This window comes from Plantactinospora alkalitolerans (assembly GCF_015690345.1).
GTDB classification, from domain to species: domain Bacteria; phylum Actinomycetota; class Actinomycetes; order Mycobacteriales; family Micromonosporaceae; genus Plantactinospora; species Plantactinospora alkalitolerans.
In genome coordinates this window covers 1-17773 of record NZ_JADPUN010000079.1, presented here as the reverse complement: position 1 = coordinate 17773, position 17773 = coordinate 1, and the positions used below count along the sequence as shown (strand labels likewise).

Annotated in this window: 14 protein-coding genes; 7 read left to right on the top strand and 7 right to left on the bottom strand. The window is 68.5% G+C overall.

Translation table 11 applies throughout. The annotated features are described in order from the left end of the window. Position 1: 1 nt before the first annotated feature. The 5 genes from I0C86_RS05945 to I0C86_RS05925 all read right to left on the bottom strand — a co-directional run bounded on the left by I0C86_RS05945 (position 2) and on the right by I0C86_RS05925 (position 6100). Entirely contained in the window at positions 2 to 721 is a 720-nt protein-coding gene (locus I0C86_RS05945) for a hypothetical protein (protein WP_196200186.1), read from the bottom strand. Then, the gene (locus I0C86_RS05940; protein ID WP_196200185.1) at positions 718 to 2682 is read right to left on the bottom strand and encodes a B12-binding domain-containing radical SAM protein; all 1965 of its coding nucleotides are present in this window, start codon (positions 2680 to 2682) and stop codon (positions 718 to 720) included. Before I0C86_RS05940 ends, I0C86_RS05945 begins: the two co-directional genes overlap by 4 nt. Then, positions 2669 to 4738 (bottom strand): RiPP maturation radical SAM C-methyltransferase, encoded by a 2070-nt coding sequence (locus I0C86_RS05935; protein WP_196200184.1) that lies wholly within the window; start codon positions 4736 to 4738, stop codon positions 2669 to 2671. The genes I0C86_RS05940 and I0C86_RS05935 overlap by 14 nt, the downstream gene beginning before the upstream one ends. Then, positions 4738 to 5757, bottom strand: a complete 1020-nt coding sequence (locus I0C86_RS05930; protein ID WP_323373487.1) for a radical SAM protein — start codon at positions 5755 to 5757, stop codon at positions 4738 to 4740. Before I0C86_RS05930 ends, I0C86_RS05935 begins: the two co-directional genes overlap by 1 nt. Before the next feature lie 172 nt (positions 5758 to 5929). Then, positions 5930 to 6100 carry a hypothetical protein gene (locus I0C86_RS05925; RefSeq protein ID WP_196200182.1) on the bottom strand — a complete coding sequence of 57 codons (171 nt, stop codon included), beginning with the start codon at positions 6098 to 6100 and terminating at the stop codon, positions 5930 to 5932. Between the two features lie 599 nt (positions 6101 to 6699). On the opposite strand from I0C86_RS05925, the gene I0C86_RS44350 reads away from it, so the two are divergent. The 6 genes from I0C86_RS44350 (at position 6700) to I0C86_RS05895 (ending at position 14165) form a co-directional block, all read left to right on the top strand. Beyond that, positions 6700 to 7773, top strand: a complete 1074-nt coding sequence (locus I0C86_RS44350; RefSeq protein WP_323373485.1) for a ParB N-terminal domain-containing protein — start codon at positions 6700 to 6702, stop codon at positions 7771 to 7773. Between the two features lie 672 nt (positions 7774 to 8445). Then, on the top strand, positions 8446 to 9381 hold the full coding sequence (locus I0C86_RS05915) for a polyphosphate polymerase domain-containing protein (RefSeq protein ID WP_196200181.1): 936 nt from the start codon (positions 8446 to 8448) through the stop codon (positions 9379 to 9381). Between the two features lie 3 nt (positions 9382 to 9384). Beyond that, positions 9385 to 10062 carry a DUF4956 domain-containing protein gene (locus I0C86_RS05910; protein WP_196200180.1) on the top strand — a complete coding sequence of 226 codons (678 nt, stop codon included), beginning with the start codon at positions 9385 to 9387 and terminating at the stop codon, positions 10060 to 10062. Then, the gene (locus I0C86_RS05905; RefSeq protein WP_196200179.1) at positions 10062 to 11714 is read left to right on the top strand and encodes a CotH kinase family protein; all 1653 of its coding nucleotides are present in this window, start codon (positions 10062 to 10064) and stop codon (positions 11712 to 11714) included. The genes I0C86_RS05910 and I0C86_RS05905 overlap by 1 nt, the downstream gene beginning before the upstream one ends. Before the next feature lie 253 nt (positions 11715 to 11967). Next, a complete protein-coding gene (locus I0C86_RS05900) occupies positions 11968 to 12672 on the top strand; it encodes a response regulator transcription factor (protein ID WP_196200178.1) in 705 nt (234 codons plus the stop codon). After that, on the top strand, positions 12669 to 14165 hold the full coding sequence (locus tag I0C86_RS05895; protein WP_196200177.1) for a sensor histidine kinase: 1497 nt from the start codon (positions 12669 to 12671) through the stop codon (positions 14163 to 14165). Before I0C86_RS05900 ends, I0C86_RS05895 begins: the two co-directional genes overlap by 4 nt. A 427-nt stretch (positions 14166 to 14592) precedes the next feature. On the opposite strand, the gene I0C86_RS05890 is transcribed toward I0C86_RS05895, so the two are convergent. After that, positions 14593 to 15003 carry an SMI1/KNR4 family protein gene (locus tag I0C86_RS05890; protein ID WP_196200176.1) on the bottom strand — a complete coding sequence of 137 codons (411 nt, stop codon included), beginning with the start codon at positions 15001 to 15003 and terminating at the stop codon, positions 14593 to 14595. Positions 15004 to 15835: 832 nt separating this feature from the next. Here I0C86_RS05890 and I0C86_RS05885 point away from each other — a divergent pair. Then, entirely contained in the window at positions 15836 to 17227 is a 1392-nt protein-coding gene (locus I0C86_RS05885) for a carbohydrate-binding domain-containing protein (RefSeq protein WP_196200175.1), read from the top strand. 241 nt (positions 17228 to 17468) lie between these two features. On the opposite strand, the gene I0C86_RS05880 is transcribed toward I0C86_RS05885, so the two are convergent. Continuing rightward, positions 17469 to 17773 (bottom strand): cellulose binding domain-containing protein (locus I0C86_RS05880; protein WP_196200174.1); only part of this gene is annotated, 305 nt, incomplete at its 5' end.

The following is a 17773-nucleotide window of genomic DNA, read 5'->3' as shown; positions in this document are numbered from 1 at the left end:
TTCACATCTCCCCTTGAGATCGGTCGACCGATAGGTCCAGCCATTCGTTCAGGACGGGAAACATTCGGGAAACGGCGTCGTCGAGGTCCCCGTCGGTCAGTGGTACCTGCCAGAACGGACGCACGGCGGGCTTGTCGGTGACCAGGGCCCAGGCCGCCGAGGCCGCGACCGCCGTGCCGCGCGCGGCGCGGTAGAAGAAGTGTGTCTCCAGGTCGACCACCTGGGCGCGACCGGGCGAGGCCGGCCCGACCGGCGCCGCTTCCAACATGCCGTCGACCGTCAGCGCGGTCACCGCGCCGGCCGGCAGCCCTCCGATGGCCCGCTCCGCCGGCTCGCCGTGGCGCAGCGCCACGTCGATGCCGACGACGTCACCGATCTCGACGCTGTCGTCGAGGCCGCCGACCAGGCCGAGGAAGGCCGCACGCGATCCGGGTCCGGCCAGCGCGTAGAGCACGTCGACCACGCGACTGCCCTCGAAGTGCTGCACCACCCCGTACCGGCGCCCGTCCAGCGTCACGGCGGCCATCCGCCACCAGCCCCGGTACTCGACGACGTCGGACGCCCGGGACACCAGGGCGGAATAGAACGCCGGAATCGGTGTGCAGACGAGGTCGGCCGGGACGTCGTCCGGCTTGCACCCGAAGAAGGTCTGAAGAACGGCCTCGGCGTCGAAGTCCTGGCGTACCCGTGCCGGCTCGGGCCGGCGACCGTTTCCGGTCATATCGCCCGGCCCTCCCCGGTCCGCTTCACGCCGCGGAAGAAGTCGCCGTCGCTGGACACACCCACCCGGACCGGCTCGCGCCGGGGGCCTCGCGGCGGGTCGGGACGCAGCAGACCGATCCCCTCCAGGACCTCGGCGCACTCGTCCGGTTCCAGGCCCGCCCGCCGCCGCCACGCCCCGGCCACGAGGTCGTCGAGCCGGGTCGCCGCCGTCCGGCCGCGCACCTCCTGGATCAGCGGTTCGTACCGGCGGGAGAGCAGGAAGGTCTCCGCCGTCGACAGCCGGCGGACGGCGATGTCCGCGCTGTCCACGGCGGCGGTGTAGACCAGGGGTTCGCGGCTGACCCACAGTTCCTCGGCGAGCCGCAGATCCGAGGCGGCACGCTCGGCCCGGCGGGCGGAGTTGCGGCCGTTCAGCTGCCGGTAGTACGCCTCGACCCGGGCCCGCTCCTCCGGGCTCATCGACTCCCGCGAGCTGAACGGCACCTGCGTCGGCGAGGTGGGCCGAGGCGAGCCGTTGGTGCTGGTCGGCAGGATCGTCAGCCCGAAGTCGTCCGGACGGTCGAACATGGCCGAGTTGCGGCCGAGCGCGAACCGGAGTACCTCGAAGTGCAGGCTGTCGATCTTCTCGGTCGCCGCGGCGAGGAACCGGGCCGCCTCCATCGCCCGCTCGTACGTCAGACCCGGGTAGTCGACGATGACGTTGACCAGGAGCTGGATCGACGTACCCTCGAAGGCCCGCAGGAACGCCGCGATGTCGTCCCGGGTGTAGCCCTTGTCCATCCGCTGCAACGCGGCGTCGTCGGCGGACTCGAGTCCGATGTCCAACCGGCGGCATCCGGACGCCTCCAGCATCCGCACGTCGTCGGCGGTCATCTCGCCGTAGACCCGCTGGAATCCCCGCCACTGGATGCCCAGGTCCGCCTCGACCAGGGCCCGCACGAGCTTGCGCTCGTAGCGCACCGACATGACCTCGTAGACGAAGTGCAGCATCCCGTTACGGCTCTGCGCCGCCGCGAGCCGGACCGACTCCACCACGTCGGTGGCGGAACGGAAGTTGATCCGTTCGTAGAGCTGGATGTAGTCGCAGAAGGCACAGGTGTAGAAGCAGCCCCGCCCCACCATGACGGGCAGCTCCACGCCCTCCGCGACGTACTCCGGATCCAACGGGTACGGCGCGGTGTCGGTCAGCCGGACGAGGAACTCGCCGGGGCGTTTCACCGTGACCGCCGTGCCGTCGCGGTAGGAGAGCGAGGGGATGCCGGAGATCCCCGCCGGGGAGAGGTCGTCGGCCTCGTGCAGCAGCCGGAACGCCTCCTCGCCCTCGTGCCGGACCACGGCCGAGACCGCCGAGTTGCGCAGCAGGCGTTCGACCTGCTCGTCGTTGAGCAGGCTGGGCAGCGGTCCGCCGAGCACGACGAAGACGTCGTCGGCGAGTTCCCGCAGCACCTCGGCCAGGACCAGTGCCGGGGCGAGCTGGGTGGCGAACGGCACGCTGACACCGACCAGCCGGGGCACGCCCCGCGCCCGGTAGCGGTCGGTGAAGAACGTCCGCATGTCCCCGAGCAGGGGCACCATCGCGAAGGCCGCGTCGAGGTCCTCCGGGCTCTCGCTCTCGGCCAGGCCGACCCGGGTGAACAGCCACTCCCGCATTCCCGGGTCGCGGGCGGCCGCGGCCAGCAGCTCCACGTCGTCGGGTACCCGCTCGATCGCGGCCAGGATCGCGGCGACGATGGCGTCGTCGACCGCGCCGCCCAGGCTCTCCGGGCCGGCCGAGGACGGAAGCTCGGCCGGGTCGGCGCTGCGCAGCAGGTGCCCCACGTACGCCTGGTTGAGGTCGGTCTGCCGGATCCCGGTACTGCCGCGCTGCTGTGCGTAGGCCGCGAGATGGGGTATCGCGGCGTACGGCCGGCCCACGAGTACCGGGCTCAGCGGCGGCAGGACCAGCTCACTGCTTGGCATCGGAGCGGGCATCGGTGCTCCGTGGCACGTGTGTGATCCGCTTCTGCCGCGACCGCACGCTCTCCAGGCTGAGCAGCGGCAGCGTCGTCGCCTCCTCGGCGGGCTCGGGTTCGTCGCCGGCGGTCGGGTAGTTGCCGGAATTGCGCTCGCGGATCGCCAGCCCGAAGTACCGGCCCCGGTCGGCAAAGAGGATCTTGAGGTCGTGCAGTTCCTCCAGCATCTCGACGACCTCCCGCTCCGGGATCTTGGGTACGGCGGCGGTGATCTCCGGAAGCGTTCGCGACGAGTGGTTGCAGGCCAGATAGACGGCCCGGTACTCGTCGGGCAACTGCATCACGATGTCGTTGCCGTTGCCGCCGGACCGGATGGTCACGTTGAGGAAGTCGCCTCCGTCGGCGTACACCAGACCGGGGCGACCGAGGTTGGCGTGGTACTGCTTCTTCCAGCCGCCCACCGCGGCCAGGAAGGGGGCCCAGTCCGCGCCGGTCTCCTTCGCCGGGATCGGCTTGATCGTCAGGGCGAGGAGCTGCGCGAGTTCGGTCGCGTAGGGCTCGGGGAAGCAGGCGCCGACCTCGTCGGGGACGTAGAAACCGGCGATGTTGTAGCTCTCCCGGTCGTTCCACGCGGGGCTGTCGATCGTGAAGCTGTAGTCGTGCACCGACGGGTACATGAAGTACCGCGCGTAGTCGACGACCTTGACCGAGGCCTCGACGTCCTCGGGCACCTCGGCCGGGAAGTTGATGATGACGTTGTAGTAGATCTCGACGTCGTACTCCGCCGTCCACTTGAGCAGTTCCAGGCTGCGCATGAGGCGGTGGTTGCGCTGGTAGAGCCGGAGGACGCGGTCACTGAACGACTCGATGCCGGCCTGGATGGTCCGTACGCCGGCCCGGCGCAGTGCCCGGACCCCGGCCCGGTTGACGTTCGGTGACACCTCGGCCAGGATCCGGTAGTCGTAGGGGTCCTTGGCGAGCTGCTCGAACAGCGGGATCTTGTCCTCGACGTTCGTGTCGCAGAAGGTGAAGTACGGGCTCTTGTACTTGCTCCTGAGCGTGGCCATCTCCTCGATCACCCGGCTGTGGCTCTTGCGCCGGTAGAGGTTGCGCCACTGGAGGTTGAGGTTGCAGTAGGTGCACTTGCCCCACACGCACGCCCGGGACGCCTCGAGCGTCAGCTTCGGGATCACGTCACCCGCACCGGGCCGCAGCGCGTGCCGGAAGTAGTCGTCGTAGTCCGGCGGTGGCAGCTTGTCCAGGTCGTCCATGGCGTGTCGGGACAGGTTGCGGGCGATCTCGCCGTCCGGCCGCCGCCAGACGATGCCGGACACGTCCTTCAGGGTCCGCTCCGGATCCCGGCCGGTGAGCACGGCCATCAGGTCGCTACAGGTCGCCTCGCCCTCGCCCTCGACGACGACGTCGAAGCATTCGAACAGCCCCAACACCGTCTTCGGCAGGTCCTGCGTCATCAGCGCGCCACCCATGATGATCGGGGTGTCCGGCAGGATCTGCTTGATCCGGCGCGCCAGCAGCACGGTGGGGATCAACTGCTGGTGGCTGGTGGTGAAGCCGATGACCTTGTAGTCCTGCCAGGGGACCGCGGCGTAGACGTCGTCGAGGAAGGTCGAGAGCGTGGCCACGAGGGCGTCGAAGTCCAGCGCCGGCACCGTCGGCTCGCTCTGCGTCTCGTGGCTGCGCGCCAGTTGCTCACGCTCGGCCAGCGACAGGTTCGCGTTCAACTGCGGGTGCTTGACGACCCCGGCCGCGGGAGCGACGGAGAGGTCGAAGTCCACGCACGACACCACGGCGTTCTTGATGCTGTCGTACCGCTCCGGCCACATGAGGGCGGCGAATGCCGACTCGCCCATGTAGGCCTCGAACACCCGCATGTAGGTCGACGGCGCCATGTAGTTGATCAGGTCTTTGTAGTAATGCCGGGTGTCGACCTCGTAACCGCCCTCCCGCAACCACGATTGGAGCGCGCCCAGCTGGATGGCCGTGGTGTCGTAGCGCTGCCACGGCAGGGCCGTGAGGATCAGGTCTTTACGGTCGCCCGCCATCATGCCTCCACTCGCACGGCTTGGAGACACATGTTGCAGTGACGGTCCAGCCGCTCGTCGGAATCGAGGTAGTCCTGCCGCGCCGCCACCGCGTCGGGGTGGTTGAGCGCGTCCTCCACGCTGCCGGCCGGCCAGGCGTCCGGCATGAAGAAGCAGAACCGGAGCCGCTCCTGCTCGTCGAGTACGACCTCGCGGAACGGCAGTGCGCATCGACGGCGTTCCGCTCGCGGCACTCCCCGCTGGAACGCTTCGAAGTAGTCCGCGAAGTCGTCCAGCATGCCGATGGAACCGCACATCAGATTGGGGTGACGGTCCGCCGCGGCGTAGACCGCCGGGATAACCTCGTCACGTAGTTCGGCGACCTCGTCGAGGGTGAGCGCCACCTGGTCGACGCGCGACCGTGGCACCGGCTCGAGGTGGCCGAATGCCCCGCCACGGTCCATCGGGGCGGCCATTCCCGCGACGTCCGGCACCAGGAAGGAGACCTGGTCCACACCGATCTCGGCGGCCATCTCGACGAACGCCGGCAACCTGCGGAAATTCAGTCGCTGGGTGAGAATGCAGAGCGTCAGGTGGGTCTCCGGCGACTGCTCGCGCATCAGCGAGGGCAGCTGCACGAGATGGTCAAAGGCCCCGGCGCCCCGAATCGCGGAATAGCCCTCGGCGTCGTCGGAGTCCAACGAGATGATCAGCCGGTAGAGCTTGCCCCCCAGCCGCGACATCTTGCGCCGGATGTAGGTGCCGTTGGTGACCAGCACGATCTTGAGGTCCCGTGCGTGGATGTCGTCGACGATGTCGTCGAACTCCGGGTGCATGCACGGCTCGCCGCCGGTGAGCATGACCCGGGTAAGGCCCGCAGCCTCCAGGCTGGGCAGCAACCGGGAGATGGTCTCCCGTCGCACGAATCGGAAGGGACGCTGGTCCGGATACGAACACGAGATGCAATGGAGGTTGCACCGGTTCGTCAGAATGACGTTGAACTGGTCTACCTTGTTAACTCGCGCCGTCAGGGATGACACAGTCAACGGAATACGCGAGTCTCTTCGAACGGCAACGATGGCTCTTCCCCGTTCATCTCGCCTTGCAGGACGCTTCTCGCTTTCGGCGCTTGACCTCTCGGCGCTCGGCGGCCTTGCCTGCTCGAGATCCCCGAGCAGGCAAGACCGCCTACTGCTCTCGGATCACAACGGCTCAGATGAGCAGATCTGAGCGGGAGTACTGGAGTACGCGAACACGCTGACGCGGTTCCTTCTGCTCGTTCTCCGGCGTGGCTCCCGCGCCGTTTTCCGTGACGTCCTCGATCGCGGACGTCATGTCGCCGGTCACGACTTTCTCCTGCTGACTTCTGCCGTTGGGCGGCATGGGTCCCTCCTCCACTGACGACACAGGGCGAGCCTTCAGAATGACTTCAGCACGGGCCTTGGTCAAGACCGGGCCGGATGTTCGGAAGGTCGTTTGAACACCGTTCGCGGGGATGCGCAACAGCTTAACTTACATCGAGGTCCATCGATGAACAAGTTGCCGGGGATAGCTGATCGTGCCGCCGGATCGGCGGTGCACGGGTCACCTCTTCGGTGACCTGTGAAGTCACCGCCGACGAGCATGTCGCGGACGACTGGCAGCCACCGGCCCGGCGCACGGAGATCCAGAGCGAACAGGCGGGACGCTTTCACAGCAGCCAATGGCAGCCTTCCACTGCCGGCAGACGGCAGTCAATGCCCCTCGGACCTTGCGCCATGCACGGCGGCCGGGTTGGCGATAGCATCACGACAGCATCAACCAGAGCCGATCCGTCCCGTCCTGACGCGGTCTGCGAGGAGGTTCGTCACGGCACGATCCGTCCTCGTGCCGTCCGCCACTACGCCCCCTGGGGCGCCACGTCCTCTGCCGGCGAATCCGGTCATCTCGGGCAGCACCGCCAAGCTGATCAGCTGGAAGTTCTCAACGGGGGGAACCGCCACGTGAGTAGTGGAAACCACGAAGGCGAGCGCAAGAGTCCGCCCCTGCCGCGAGGAGGCCCCGGCAGCGAGGGCAGGAGGCACATCGCACTGGTCGCCGTCTCCGACCTGCTCCCGGCCGACTCACCGCGGCTGGCGGGGGAAGACCTGGAACACGTCCGCGTGCTCGCCGAGTCGAAGGACGCTCTCCCGCCGATCGTCGTGCACCGGCCGACGATGCGGGTGGTCGACGGAATGCACCGGCTCCGCGCTGCGGCGCTGCGCGGCGCGGCCCGGGTGCGCGTCGTATTCATCGACGGCGTGGACGAGGCGGACCTGTTCGTGCTCGCCGTCAAGGCGAACATCGCCCACGGCCTGCCGCTCACGCTTGCCGAGCGGCGCGCGGCGGCGGCGCGCATCGTGAAGTCTCATCCGCAGATGTCGGACCGCACGATAGCGCGCGTCACGGGTCTGTCCGACAAGACGGTGCGCACGATCCGCAGCCGCGCCCCGGAGGTGCCCCGACTGGGCGCCAGAATCGGGCAGGACGGCAAACGCCGGCCGTTGAGCAGCGCGGACGGGCGTCGACTGGCCGGCGAGATCCTGCGGACCAACCCGCGCGCGTCGTTGCGGCAGGTCGCCAAGGCTGCGGGAATTTCCGTGGGGACCGCACACGACGTACGGCGGCGGATGATGCGCGGCGAGGATCCGGTCGCGGCGCGGCGCGACGTGCCGTCCGGTCGGCCGGTCAGCTTACCGGTGCCGACGGCGAAGCAGATCGCCGACGAGGGTGGCCGGATCGACCGGCGAGGACGGGAGGCCGGATCGACCGAGTCGGCTGCCCTCCAGGACCCCGGAGCGGTCCTGGAGATGCTGATGCGGGACCCGGTCCTGCGCTACACCGACTCGGGGCGGGCCCTGCTGCGTTGGCTGAGCATCCGCCAGATCCATCTCGAGGAGCAGGCCGGCATGCTGGAGCGAGTGCCGCCGCACTGCATGGGGACGGTCGCCACGTACGCACGCCGGCTGGCCGAGTCGTGGGCGCAGTTCGCGAGCCAGCTCGAGCAGCGCGAGCAACGCGAGCAGGCGACGGCCTGACCTACCGGACGGCGCCGTCGAGCCTCGGCACGCCGCCTTCGGCGGGCAGCAGCGCCCGAATCCGAGCCCACCCGACCGACGGCGCCTGGTACGGCACGGTGCTGAGCGTTCAACCTGGGCCGTTCCGCAGTTGAACATCCCGCTTGCGCAGTTGAACGGCAAGCCCCGCCATTGCTGTCCCGACGACGGATGGCGACGGCAGGACCAGCCGATGGCAACGGAGAGCGTGGTACGCAGGCACGGGCCAGCGACAAGGGTCGACCGGCTGCCGGGTTCACACCTTGACGTACCACTCCTCGGCAAGCAGCCCGTAAGTCACGTTAACCACCCAGACGCCCTTCGTCCACCGGACCCCGACGCCCCGGCGCCCCGGCGCCACGACGCCGGACAGCCACGCCCAACACCCAGGCGCAGGCGGCCACGTGCCAGAGCCCGTGCCGTAGACGGTCACCAGCGGGCCGGGCCGGGCACCGCTACGACCCCATCACCAAACCCCCCAGGTAACCGCCGTTGGACGAACCCGCACCCCCGGCGGAACCGTTGATCATCAATGTCGGCGACCTGTCGTACACCCCACGTTCACGTCCAGTTCTGACGTAGTTCAAAGCTGGCTCTGAGGTTCACCTGGTTACGTCCCCTTCGTCCCCTACCGCAATCAGATGGGCTACGAGGATGCGACTGCCGTTCCGACGACGTGCCGTTCCGGCGGATCGCCCCGGCGGCGGTGAGCCGCCAGACTCCGACCGTTCGACGCCGCCGGCCAGCCCGGATCCTGGCCGTAGCGATGATCACGCTGGTCATGCGCTGCGGGGGCCGAGCACGCTGCACGCCTTCAACCGTTACGAGATCAAGTACCTGATGCCGAGCACCGCCGTGCCCGCGCTGCGCAGGGAACTCGCCAGCCGGTTGGATGTGGACAGTCACGGCCTCGACGGCGGATACGGCGTCTGGAGCGTCTACTACGACACCCGTGATCTTCGATTCTACTGGGAGAAGATCGAGGGTTTGCGGTTCCGGCGCAAGTTGCGGGTGCGGCACTACGGCGACCGGTTGACCGTCAACGACGACAGCACGGTGTTCGTGGAGATCAAGCAGCGGGTCAACCGGGTCACTCAGAAGCGCCGGGTCGCGTTGCCGTATCACCTCGCTCGCGATCTGTGCGACCGGCGGCTGATGGTCGAGCACGAGCCGGGCCAACAGGCGTTCCTCGAAGAGGTGTTGGATCTGCTCTGTCGGCTGGACCTGCGCCCGGTGGCGATGACCGGGTATCAGCGTGAGGCGTTCATCGGACGCGGCGCCGAGGCTGGTCTGCGGGTCACCGTCGATCACCGGGTCCGTGGCCGCGACCGCGACTTCCACCTCGGAGCCGATGCCGAGAACCGACTCATCGTCCCGGCTCGGCTGGCGGTGGTGGAGCTCAAGGCGAACGAGCGGGTGCCGTACTGGCTTACCGACCTCGCGGCCGGCTTGAGCATGTCGGTGGTGCGAATTTCGAAGTACTGCCAGAGCGTCGAGGCGTTCGGCCGTGCCCCCCGATCGGTTTTCCATGTTTGCGACGACGACCCCGCCGACGCCCCGGTGTCGGCTGCTGCCCGAAGTGAGGCCTGAACCATGCCATTCGACGTCCAGGATCTGTCCGGAACGTTCAGCGTCGGTGACATCGCGATCGCACTGTCGCTGTCGTTCGTGCTCAGCGCGATGATCGGCTGGGTCTACCGGTTCACCCACCGCAACGTGTCCTACAGCCAGTCCTACGTGCAGACCCTCGTCATCCTCGGCATGCTCATCGCGCTGATCATGCTGGTGGTCGGGTCGAACATCGCCCGCGCCTTCGCCCTGGTCGGGGCGCTGTCGGTGGTGCGGTTCCGCAACGCCATCAAGGAGACCCGCGACGTCGGTTTCATCTTCCTGGTGATGGGCGTCGGCATGGCCGCCGGCACCAGGTTCTACACCCTCGCGATCGTCGCGGCGGTGGCGATCTGCCTCATCATCCTGGTGATGTACCGGTTCAACTGGTTCGCCTCCAGCATCCAGCGGCAGGTCGTGAAGGTACAGGTTCCACCGGACGGCGACTACACCGCACACATTCAGGACGTGCTCATCGCGCACACCGGTGAGTTCGAGCTGGTGAGCATGGAGTCGATCCGCGGTGGTGCCCTGACCGAGATGATGTACACCGTCCGGCTCAAGAAGGGCCACGGACCTGGCGACCTGATCACGGCCCTCGGCGAGCGTACCGGCGGACAGCGGGTGACCGTGCTGACCGGTTACGACCAGACGGACCTGTGATGACCCCGCCAGAAACGTCCACGGCACCTCCGCGCGTTGCGGTACGGCGGAGGCTGGCGCACCGGGTTCCGGTGCGGGTGCGGCACTACTGGAAGCTCCTCGCCGCCTGCGTGGTGTTCCCCGTCGTCTGCGCGGTGGCGTTCGGCACCGTGCGGGTCACCCCTCTGGTGACCAGCAGCAGCGGCAACAGCGCCGACCAGGTCACCCAGAACATCGTCGGGACGACGGACCTGTTCGACGCGACCGTGGCGCATCGGATCACGGTGACCTTCCGCGACGAGGACTACCAGCGGCTGCTCGACGATTTCTGGGAGGACGACGAGAAAAGCTTCCTCGAGGCCGACCTGACGGTCGACGACACCCGCATTGCCAGCGTCGGTATTCGCCTGAAAGGCAACTCCACCCTCGGTGGGCTGACCCGTAACGGCGAAGCCCGGCAGCGGGGGTTCGGCCGGCCCCCGGGCGCCGGACAGGGACCCCAGCCGCGCGGCAACAGCCCCGGCGGCGGCTTCCCCGAAGGTGGCCTGCCCGACGGCGTCCCGCCGGGCGGTGCTGGCCCGGGCGGTGCTGGCCCAGGCGGGTTCGGCCGGGCATCGCTCAAGGCCGAGGAGCCGGAGAACCTACCGTGGCTCATCCGTTTCGACGAGTTCGTCGAGGGCCGCCGCTACCAGGGTCACCGTGAGATCGCCGTGCGGGTCTCCGGCATGGGCGGCGGCACCACGGTCCTGAACGAGGCGGTGTCGCTGCACGTGTTGGCCGCCGCCGGAGAGACCGCCCAGCGGTACGCGTACTCGAGCTTCACCGTCAACGACCGGCCCACGACCGCCCGGCTCGTCGTCGAGCACCCGGACGAGGGCTTCGCCGACACGCTGGGCGGCGACGGTGTGCTGTACAAGAGCCTGGCCAGCGGCCAGTTCACCGACCAGGGCGACGATCCGACCAGCTACGCCGACGACTTCAAACAGATCACGATGCAGGGCAGCCAGGACCTCCAACCCGTCATCAACCTCACCAGGTGGGTCAACACCAGCAGCGATGCCGACTTCGCCGCCCACCTGGACGACCATGTCGACGTGCAGGCTCTCGCCCGTTACCTGGCCGTGCAGAACCTGCTGCTCAACTTCGACGACATGGCCGGGCCGGGCCGCAACTACTACCTTTGGTACGACCTGGGCACGAGGAGGTTTACCGTCGTCGGCTGGGACTACAACCTCACCCTCACCGGCGACGCCGCCCAGGGTCCGCACGACACCGTTCGGATGGGCGGCCGTCTCCCGCAAGGCGGAGGCATCCCACTCGACGCCATGCAACTGCCTGAGGGCATGCAGCTGCCTGAGGGCATGCCACGTCCGGACGGCGACGCCGTGGATGAGCGGGATCGGCCGGGCGGCTTCGGCGGCAACAAGCTCAAGGAACGCTTCCTCGCCACCGCCGCTTTCAAGATGGTGTACGAGAACGCCTACCGCGACCTCTACCGCAAGATCTACGCGGACGGCACCGCGTTGAACGCCGTGGAGAGCATCACCAAGGTCCTGTCCACCGTCACGGGACACGACGAGCAGAAAACCACGGCGGACGTCGAACAGCTGAAGACGCTCGTTCGGCAACGGGCCGCACACCTCGCCACCGACAGCGTCATCACCGGCGGGTGACGCGGTAGTCGGCGACGAGGCGCAGGAGTCTGCGGCAACCCTCGACTTCCCTGCCGACGAGGCGGTCGGCACCGCCGATGGTGACCTGGTGCGCTACGGCGTCGTATTCGCCTTCGAGAAGGTCCCGGCGGACCTTCTCGTGGGCAGAGCGCGACCGAAATCACGAGCGGCCTCATCGAAGGCGACGAGATTGTCACAGCCGGCGTCGAGGAAGGTCCCAGCTAACTCTGAGGTACCTCCGATAGAAAAAGGCGTGGCTGGACGGTTGACCCGAGTGCTCGTCGTCGACGACGAGCCCAATATCTGTGCCCTGCTGTCGGCGACGCTGCGGCTCATCGACTTCGACGTGCGCGTCGCCAGCGGCGGGCACGAAGCGTTGGCGGCGGCGGCCGAGTTCGCGCCCGACCTGGTGGTACTCGACGTGATGCTGCCCGACCTCGACGGCTTCCAGGTCGCGCAGCGCCTGCGCTCCGGGCCGGGGCCGCACGTCCCGGTGCTGTTCCTGACCGCACGCCACACGGTCGAGGACCGCATCTCCGGCCTGACCGTCGGCGCCGACGACTACGTCACCAAGCCGTTCAGCCTGGAGGAGGTCGTGCTCCGCATCCGGGCGATCCTGCGCCGCAGCCGCATCGAGCCGAACGGCGACACTGCCGTCCTGCGTTACGCCGACGTCGAACTCGACGAGGACGCGCACGAGGTCCGCCGCGGCGGCCGGCGAGTCGACCTGTCGCCGACCGAGTTCAACCTGCTCCGTTACCTCCTGGTCAACGCGGGCCGGGTGGTGAGCAAGGCGCAGATCCTGGACCGGGTCTGGAACTACGACTTCGGCGGCGACGGTCGGATCGTCGAGTCGTACGTCTACTACCTCCGCAAGAAGATCGACCGCTGGGAGCCGCCGTTGATCCACACGGTCCGTGGTGTGGGTTACGCGCTGCGCCGGCCCCCGGACGAATGAGACTGCCGAAGTGGCGGCACTGGACGCTACGGTCCCGCCTCGTCGTCGCCGTGGCCGCGCTCAGCGCGGTCGCCCTGATCGTGTCCAACGCGGCCGGCATCGTACTGCTGCGTCAGTACCTCACCGACCAGATCGACGACCAGCTTGCCGGGATGCGCCACGTCGTGGCCAGTCCGTTCCCGCCTGACCCGGCCGGCGACAATCCCTTTCCCCGGGGCCGTTTCGACATGTACCGCACCATCCTCGTCTTCGACTCCGAGGGCCGCCAGCTGCCGTTCCCCTCGACCGACGAGATCTCGCCACCGCGGGTGGGGGCGCTCGACGGGCTGCGGGACAGGGCGGACGGCAAGCCGTTCACCGTGAAGTCCGTCGACGGCGAGGACCACTGGCGGGTGGCGGTGGCCACCCAACCCGACGGCGCCGTGACCGTACCCGCCATCTCGCTTCGCCAGGTCGAAGCCACGACGGACCTGCTGCTCGCCATCGACCTGGTCGTGATGCTCGTCGTGCTGTTCCTGCTCGCGCTGGTCGCCGCAGCGGTGGTCCGGATCGGCCTGCGTCCGCTGATCCGGATGGAGAGCACCTCTACCGCGATCACCGCCGGCGACCTGACCCACCGCGTCGACGACGCCGATCCGCACACCGAGTCGGGCCGGCTGGGTATCGCGCTGAACTCGATGCTCGACCGGATCGAGTCGGAGGTCGCCGCGCGGACCGCGTCCGAGCAACGGCTCCGGCAGTTCGTCGCGGACGCGTCGCACGAGCTGCGCACCCCGCTCACGTCGATCCGTGGCTTCGCCGAACTGTACCGGCGCGGCGGAGCCCCGCCCGGGCGGCTGCTGGACGAGACGATGTCCCGGATCGAGGCGGAGGCCGCGCGGATGGGGCTGCTGGTCGAGGACATGCTGTTGCTGGCCCGGCTGGACCGTCAGCGGGAGCCGCAGCGGCGACCGGTCGACCTGCTCGCGATCGCCGCCGACGCGATCCGCGACGCGCACGCCCGCCGCCCCGACCGCCCGGTCCGGTTGGCCGCCTACGGTGGCGACCAGTGCGCCTTCGACCCGGTGACGGTACTCGGCGACGAACACGGGCTGCGCCAGGTCGCCACCAACCTGGTCGCCAACGCACTACAGCACACGCCGCCGCACACCGACATCACCGTACGGGTCGGCCGGCTGGCGGCCTACCGCCCCGGGCGTCACACGGCCGCGACGGTCGGCGAAGGCCTGCCCCGGCATACGCCGATCGCGGTACTGGAGGTCGCCGACAACGGCCCCGGCCTACGCCCGGAACACGCCGGGCGGATCTTCGAGCGGCTCTACCGGGCGGATCCGAGCCGAGCCCGGAGCAACGGCGGATCCGGGCTCGGCCTGTCGATCGTCGCGGCGATCGTGAGCGGTCACGGCGGCCGGGTCGAACTGGAGACGAGCCCCGGCCGGGGTGCCGCGTTCCGGGTGCTGCTGCCCACCGGTTCCCAGCCGGCTTTGAGCTAGCGCGAGGGTTACCTGCAGACAGAGTCAGGCGAGCTCATCACGATTCGCACCAACGGCGACACGACCGTACAGGCCCCCGGCGAATTGAAGGGTCTCAAGGCTGGCGACAAGGGTCAGCGTGGCCGGCGACGGTGACGCCGAGGGCTCGGTGACCTTGTCGTCGCTGACGAACCGACTGAGGCGACGTGGCGTCACGGTCCCGGATCTGGGACCGGTTGGCTCGCTTCCCCAGGTCCGATGTCTGGTGCCTGCCGCGCCACCTAGCCGCCGGTCGGGTCGGCGCGATCACGTTGCGATGCCAGCGCGACGACGTGGCCGGGTGACGACCACCGCCCGGAGCTCGGAGGTGCCGCCATCGAGGCGCCGCGCAAGCGCGGCACGCCGGTCGCCCGTGAGTCCCCCAGCCTGCGGTTACGGGACGTACGCGCTACAGCCCGAGTTCAACGATGAACGCATCGATGGTCGGTGCGACTTCAACCCACCGCATCGTGCTGTCGAGGTACACCACCGACGGTGCTTCCATCGAACGGCGGAAGTCCAGTGCGAACGGCTGGTCCGAACCGAGGTCACCGAGGAGCAACGACATCTGTGGGTCGATGTCCCCTGGTGGGTTGGCGGGGTCCGGCTCGCCGATGTAGAGCTGTCGGAACTCGTCGTCGTAGTCGATCTCGTCGATCCATCGGGCGTTCCGCCTCATCTGATCGACCTTCAGGAAGACGGGTCCGTATGCGGGTTCGCCGAAAATCCTGATGTAGTTGCCCCCGGCAGGCGCAGTCCATCTGCCTTGTTGCGCCACATCGATCAGCGCGGGTGGGAGGGGGAGCCCATCGGCGTGCACCTGGCCAGGCTAGTGCTGCTCCGCGCTAATTAGTGGAGGGTGCAGGTCGCTTCCTTGAGTTGGACGATCCAGGTGTCCATCTTGTCGATCGGTCGTCGCGGCTGCTGAGGTCGCCGTTGCGGAGGACGGCGTGGGTCAGTGCGGCGAAGACAGGTTCGACCTGGTTGAGCCAGGAAGCGTGGGGTGGTCCAGTGGACGTGCCAGCGCGGGTGGGCGGCCAGCCACGCCCTGGTGTGCCTGGCGGTGTGCGAGGAGCCGTTGTTGAGAACCTCACCCACCGACGTGGACCCCGACGGGGCGGACGCTCGGATCTTCGAGGATCGTGACCGCAGGATCGTCGCCCGGCTCGCCGCCGGACGCAGCGCAGTCGCGGAGTCAACGAACGTCACGCCGCAGGCGCGCGCTCGACTCATCGCCATCGCCAGAGGGGTGGCTCGACTCGTCGCCATCGCCAGAGGGGTGGCCACGGTCGTGGCCGGAAGAGGCCGTGTCGATTGCTTTGACGGCCACCAGCAGCTCCGGGCCCGCCGGAAACGGACGAGGGTGTTCGGCTCGGACGGCGGAAGGATAGCTGGGGTGCGGTCAAGTAAACGCAGCTCAGAATTTCGTAAGTGTTTGCCGTCAGTTGCCTGTCACCTGTGGAAGCAGTCCGGATTCTGGCGCTCCAGGTCTATTGATCCATGCGGATTCTCATTTACGATCGTCGATGTAACACCTCGTTCATCGACTGTTCGCGACCCCGACAAGCGATCTTCGAGGTATCCACGCCTCGGGCTCAGACCAGCCCGCCCCCACAGGCCAAGCCCCGCCCGCATGGAGGAACAAAACCGCCATGAAAGCAACCGCCCGCAGAACCGCCGTCCTCGTCGGACTCACGACCGCGCTACTGACCGGCCCGCTCGCCGTCGCGGCCGTCGCCGCTCCGACCGCCACGATCACCCTCAACGGCTCCAGCGCGAGCGCCTCCGGCAGCAACGTCACCGTCTCCGGCAGCGCCGTCACCATCACCGCCCCCGGCTCGTACGAGATCAGGGGCACGCTGAACAACGGCTACGTCGCGGTGGACACCGCCGCCACCGGCACCGTGGAACTCATCCTCGCCGGTGCCTCGATCACCAACACGACCTCCTCCCCGCTGTACGTGCTCAACGCCGGCGCGGTCACCGTCACGCTGGCCGCCGGCACCAGCAACAGCCTCACCGACGCGACGACGTACACCAGCACCGGCGAGCCGGACTCCGCTCTGTTCAGCGCCGCCGACCTGACCATCGCCGGCACCGGTTCGCTGACCGTCCGCGCCAACGCCGCCGACGGCATCGTCAGCAAGGACGACCTGGTCATCCAGTCCGGCACCATCACCGTGACCGCGGTGGACGACGCGATCCGCGGCAAGGACTCGCTCACCATCAACGGCGGCACGATCAACGTGACCTCGTCCGGCGGGGACGGGATCAAGTCGAACGAGACCGAGGCCGGGAAGGGCGTCCTCACCATCACCAACGGCACGATCACGGCCTCGGTCGCCGACGATGCCATCAAGGGCGAGAATGTGCTCAACATTTCCGGCGGCACCATCAACGTTCCCCGGTCGTACGAGGCACTGGAAGGGCTGCAGACCACGATCAGCGGCGGCAACATCAACGTCGTGGCCAGCGACGACGCGGTCAACGCCGCGGAGGAGGGCCTGGGTCACATGCAGCCCTCGTCGATCGCCTTCATCAGGGTCACCGGTGGCACGGTGGTGGCCACCGGCGGCACGGACGGCTTCGACTCCAACGGGTCGCTCACCTTCGCCGGCGGCACGGTGGCGGCCAAGGGCTCCAGCACCCGAGGCGGCGGCGAGGGCGCGATCGACGCCGACGGACCGATCACCTTCACCAGTGGCACGGTGGTGGGTGCCGCGCTGACCTCGTTGGCCGTGTTCCGAGCGGTGCCGAACACCGGCCAGGGCTGGGTGGCACCCCGGTTCAACTCCAACCTGGCCGCCAACACCATCGTGCACGTCGTGTCCGGCAGCACGGTGCTGGCCTCGTACCGGGCGTCGGCCACCACCCGGGAGGTCGTCTTCTCGTCGAACAGGATCACCAACGGCCAGCGCTACGACATCTACACCGGCGGCAGCGTGAGCGGCACCAGCACCGGTGGCCTTTACACCAGCGGCAGCATCACCGGCGCCACCCGGGTACTGACCGGCGTCACCGCCGGCCAGTACGGCCGCTTCTGAGCCTGGCGAGTTTTCGGAGCCTGCTGAGTTTTCGGAGCCTGGTCGGGGCCGCCCAGCCCCGGCCAGGCTCCCCTGCGACGGAAGGCCGTGACGAGGCCAGACGGCACGGCCGCGCCGAGCCCGAGCGAGGTGGTGCCACACCGATCGACCATCCCTCTGCCCGGACAGCCGGGGCCTGACCACCGACAGGAGGTCAGGCCCCACCCGATCTTGCACGCCGAAGCGATTCGAATCCCAACCTCTAACTCGTCGTACAGGTGAGGGACGGCGCCGAGGCTGTACCGGATCCAAGGAACCCGAAGGTCGTCGAGCCGGATGCGGGAAGAGAGCCGTTGTGCGAGGCGTTGGTGACCGACGCCGTCGAGCCGCTGGTGCTCAGCGTGCCGTTCCATACCTGGCTGATGCTCTGGCCGCTGCCCAGAGTCCATCGGACGGTCCAGCCGTTGATCGCCGACGTGCCGGCCGTAACCGCGACCTCGCCCTGGAAGCCACCGGACCAGGAGTTGACGGTCCGGTACGTCGCGCTACATGCGCTGCCGCTCGGCG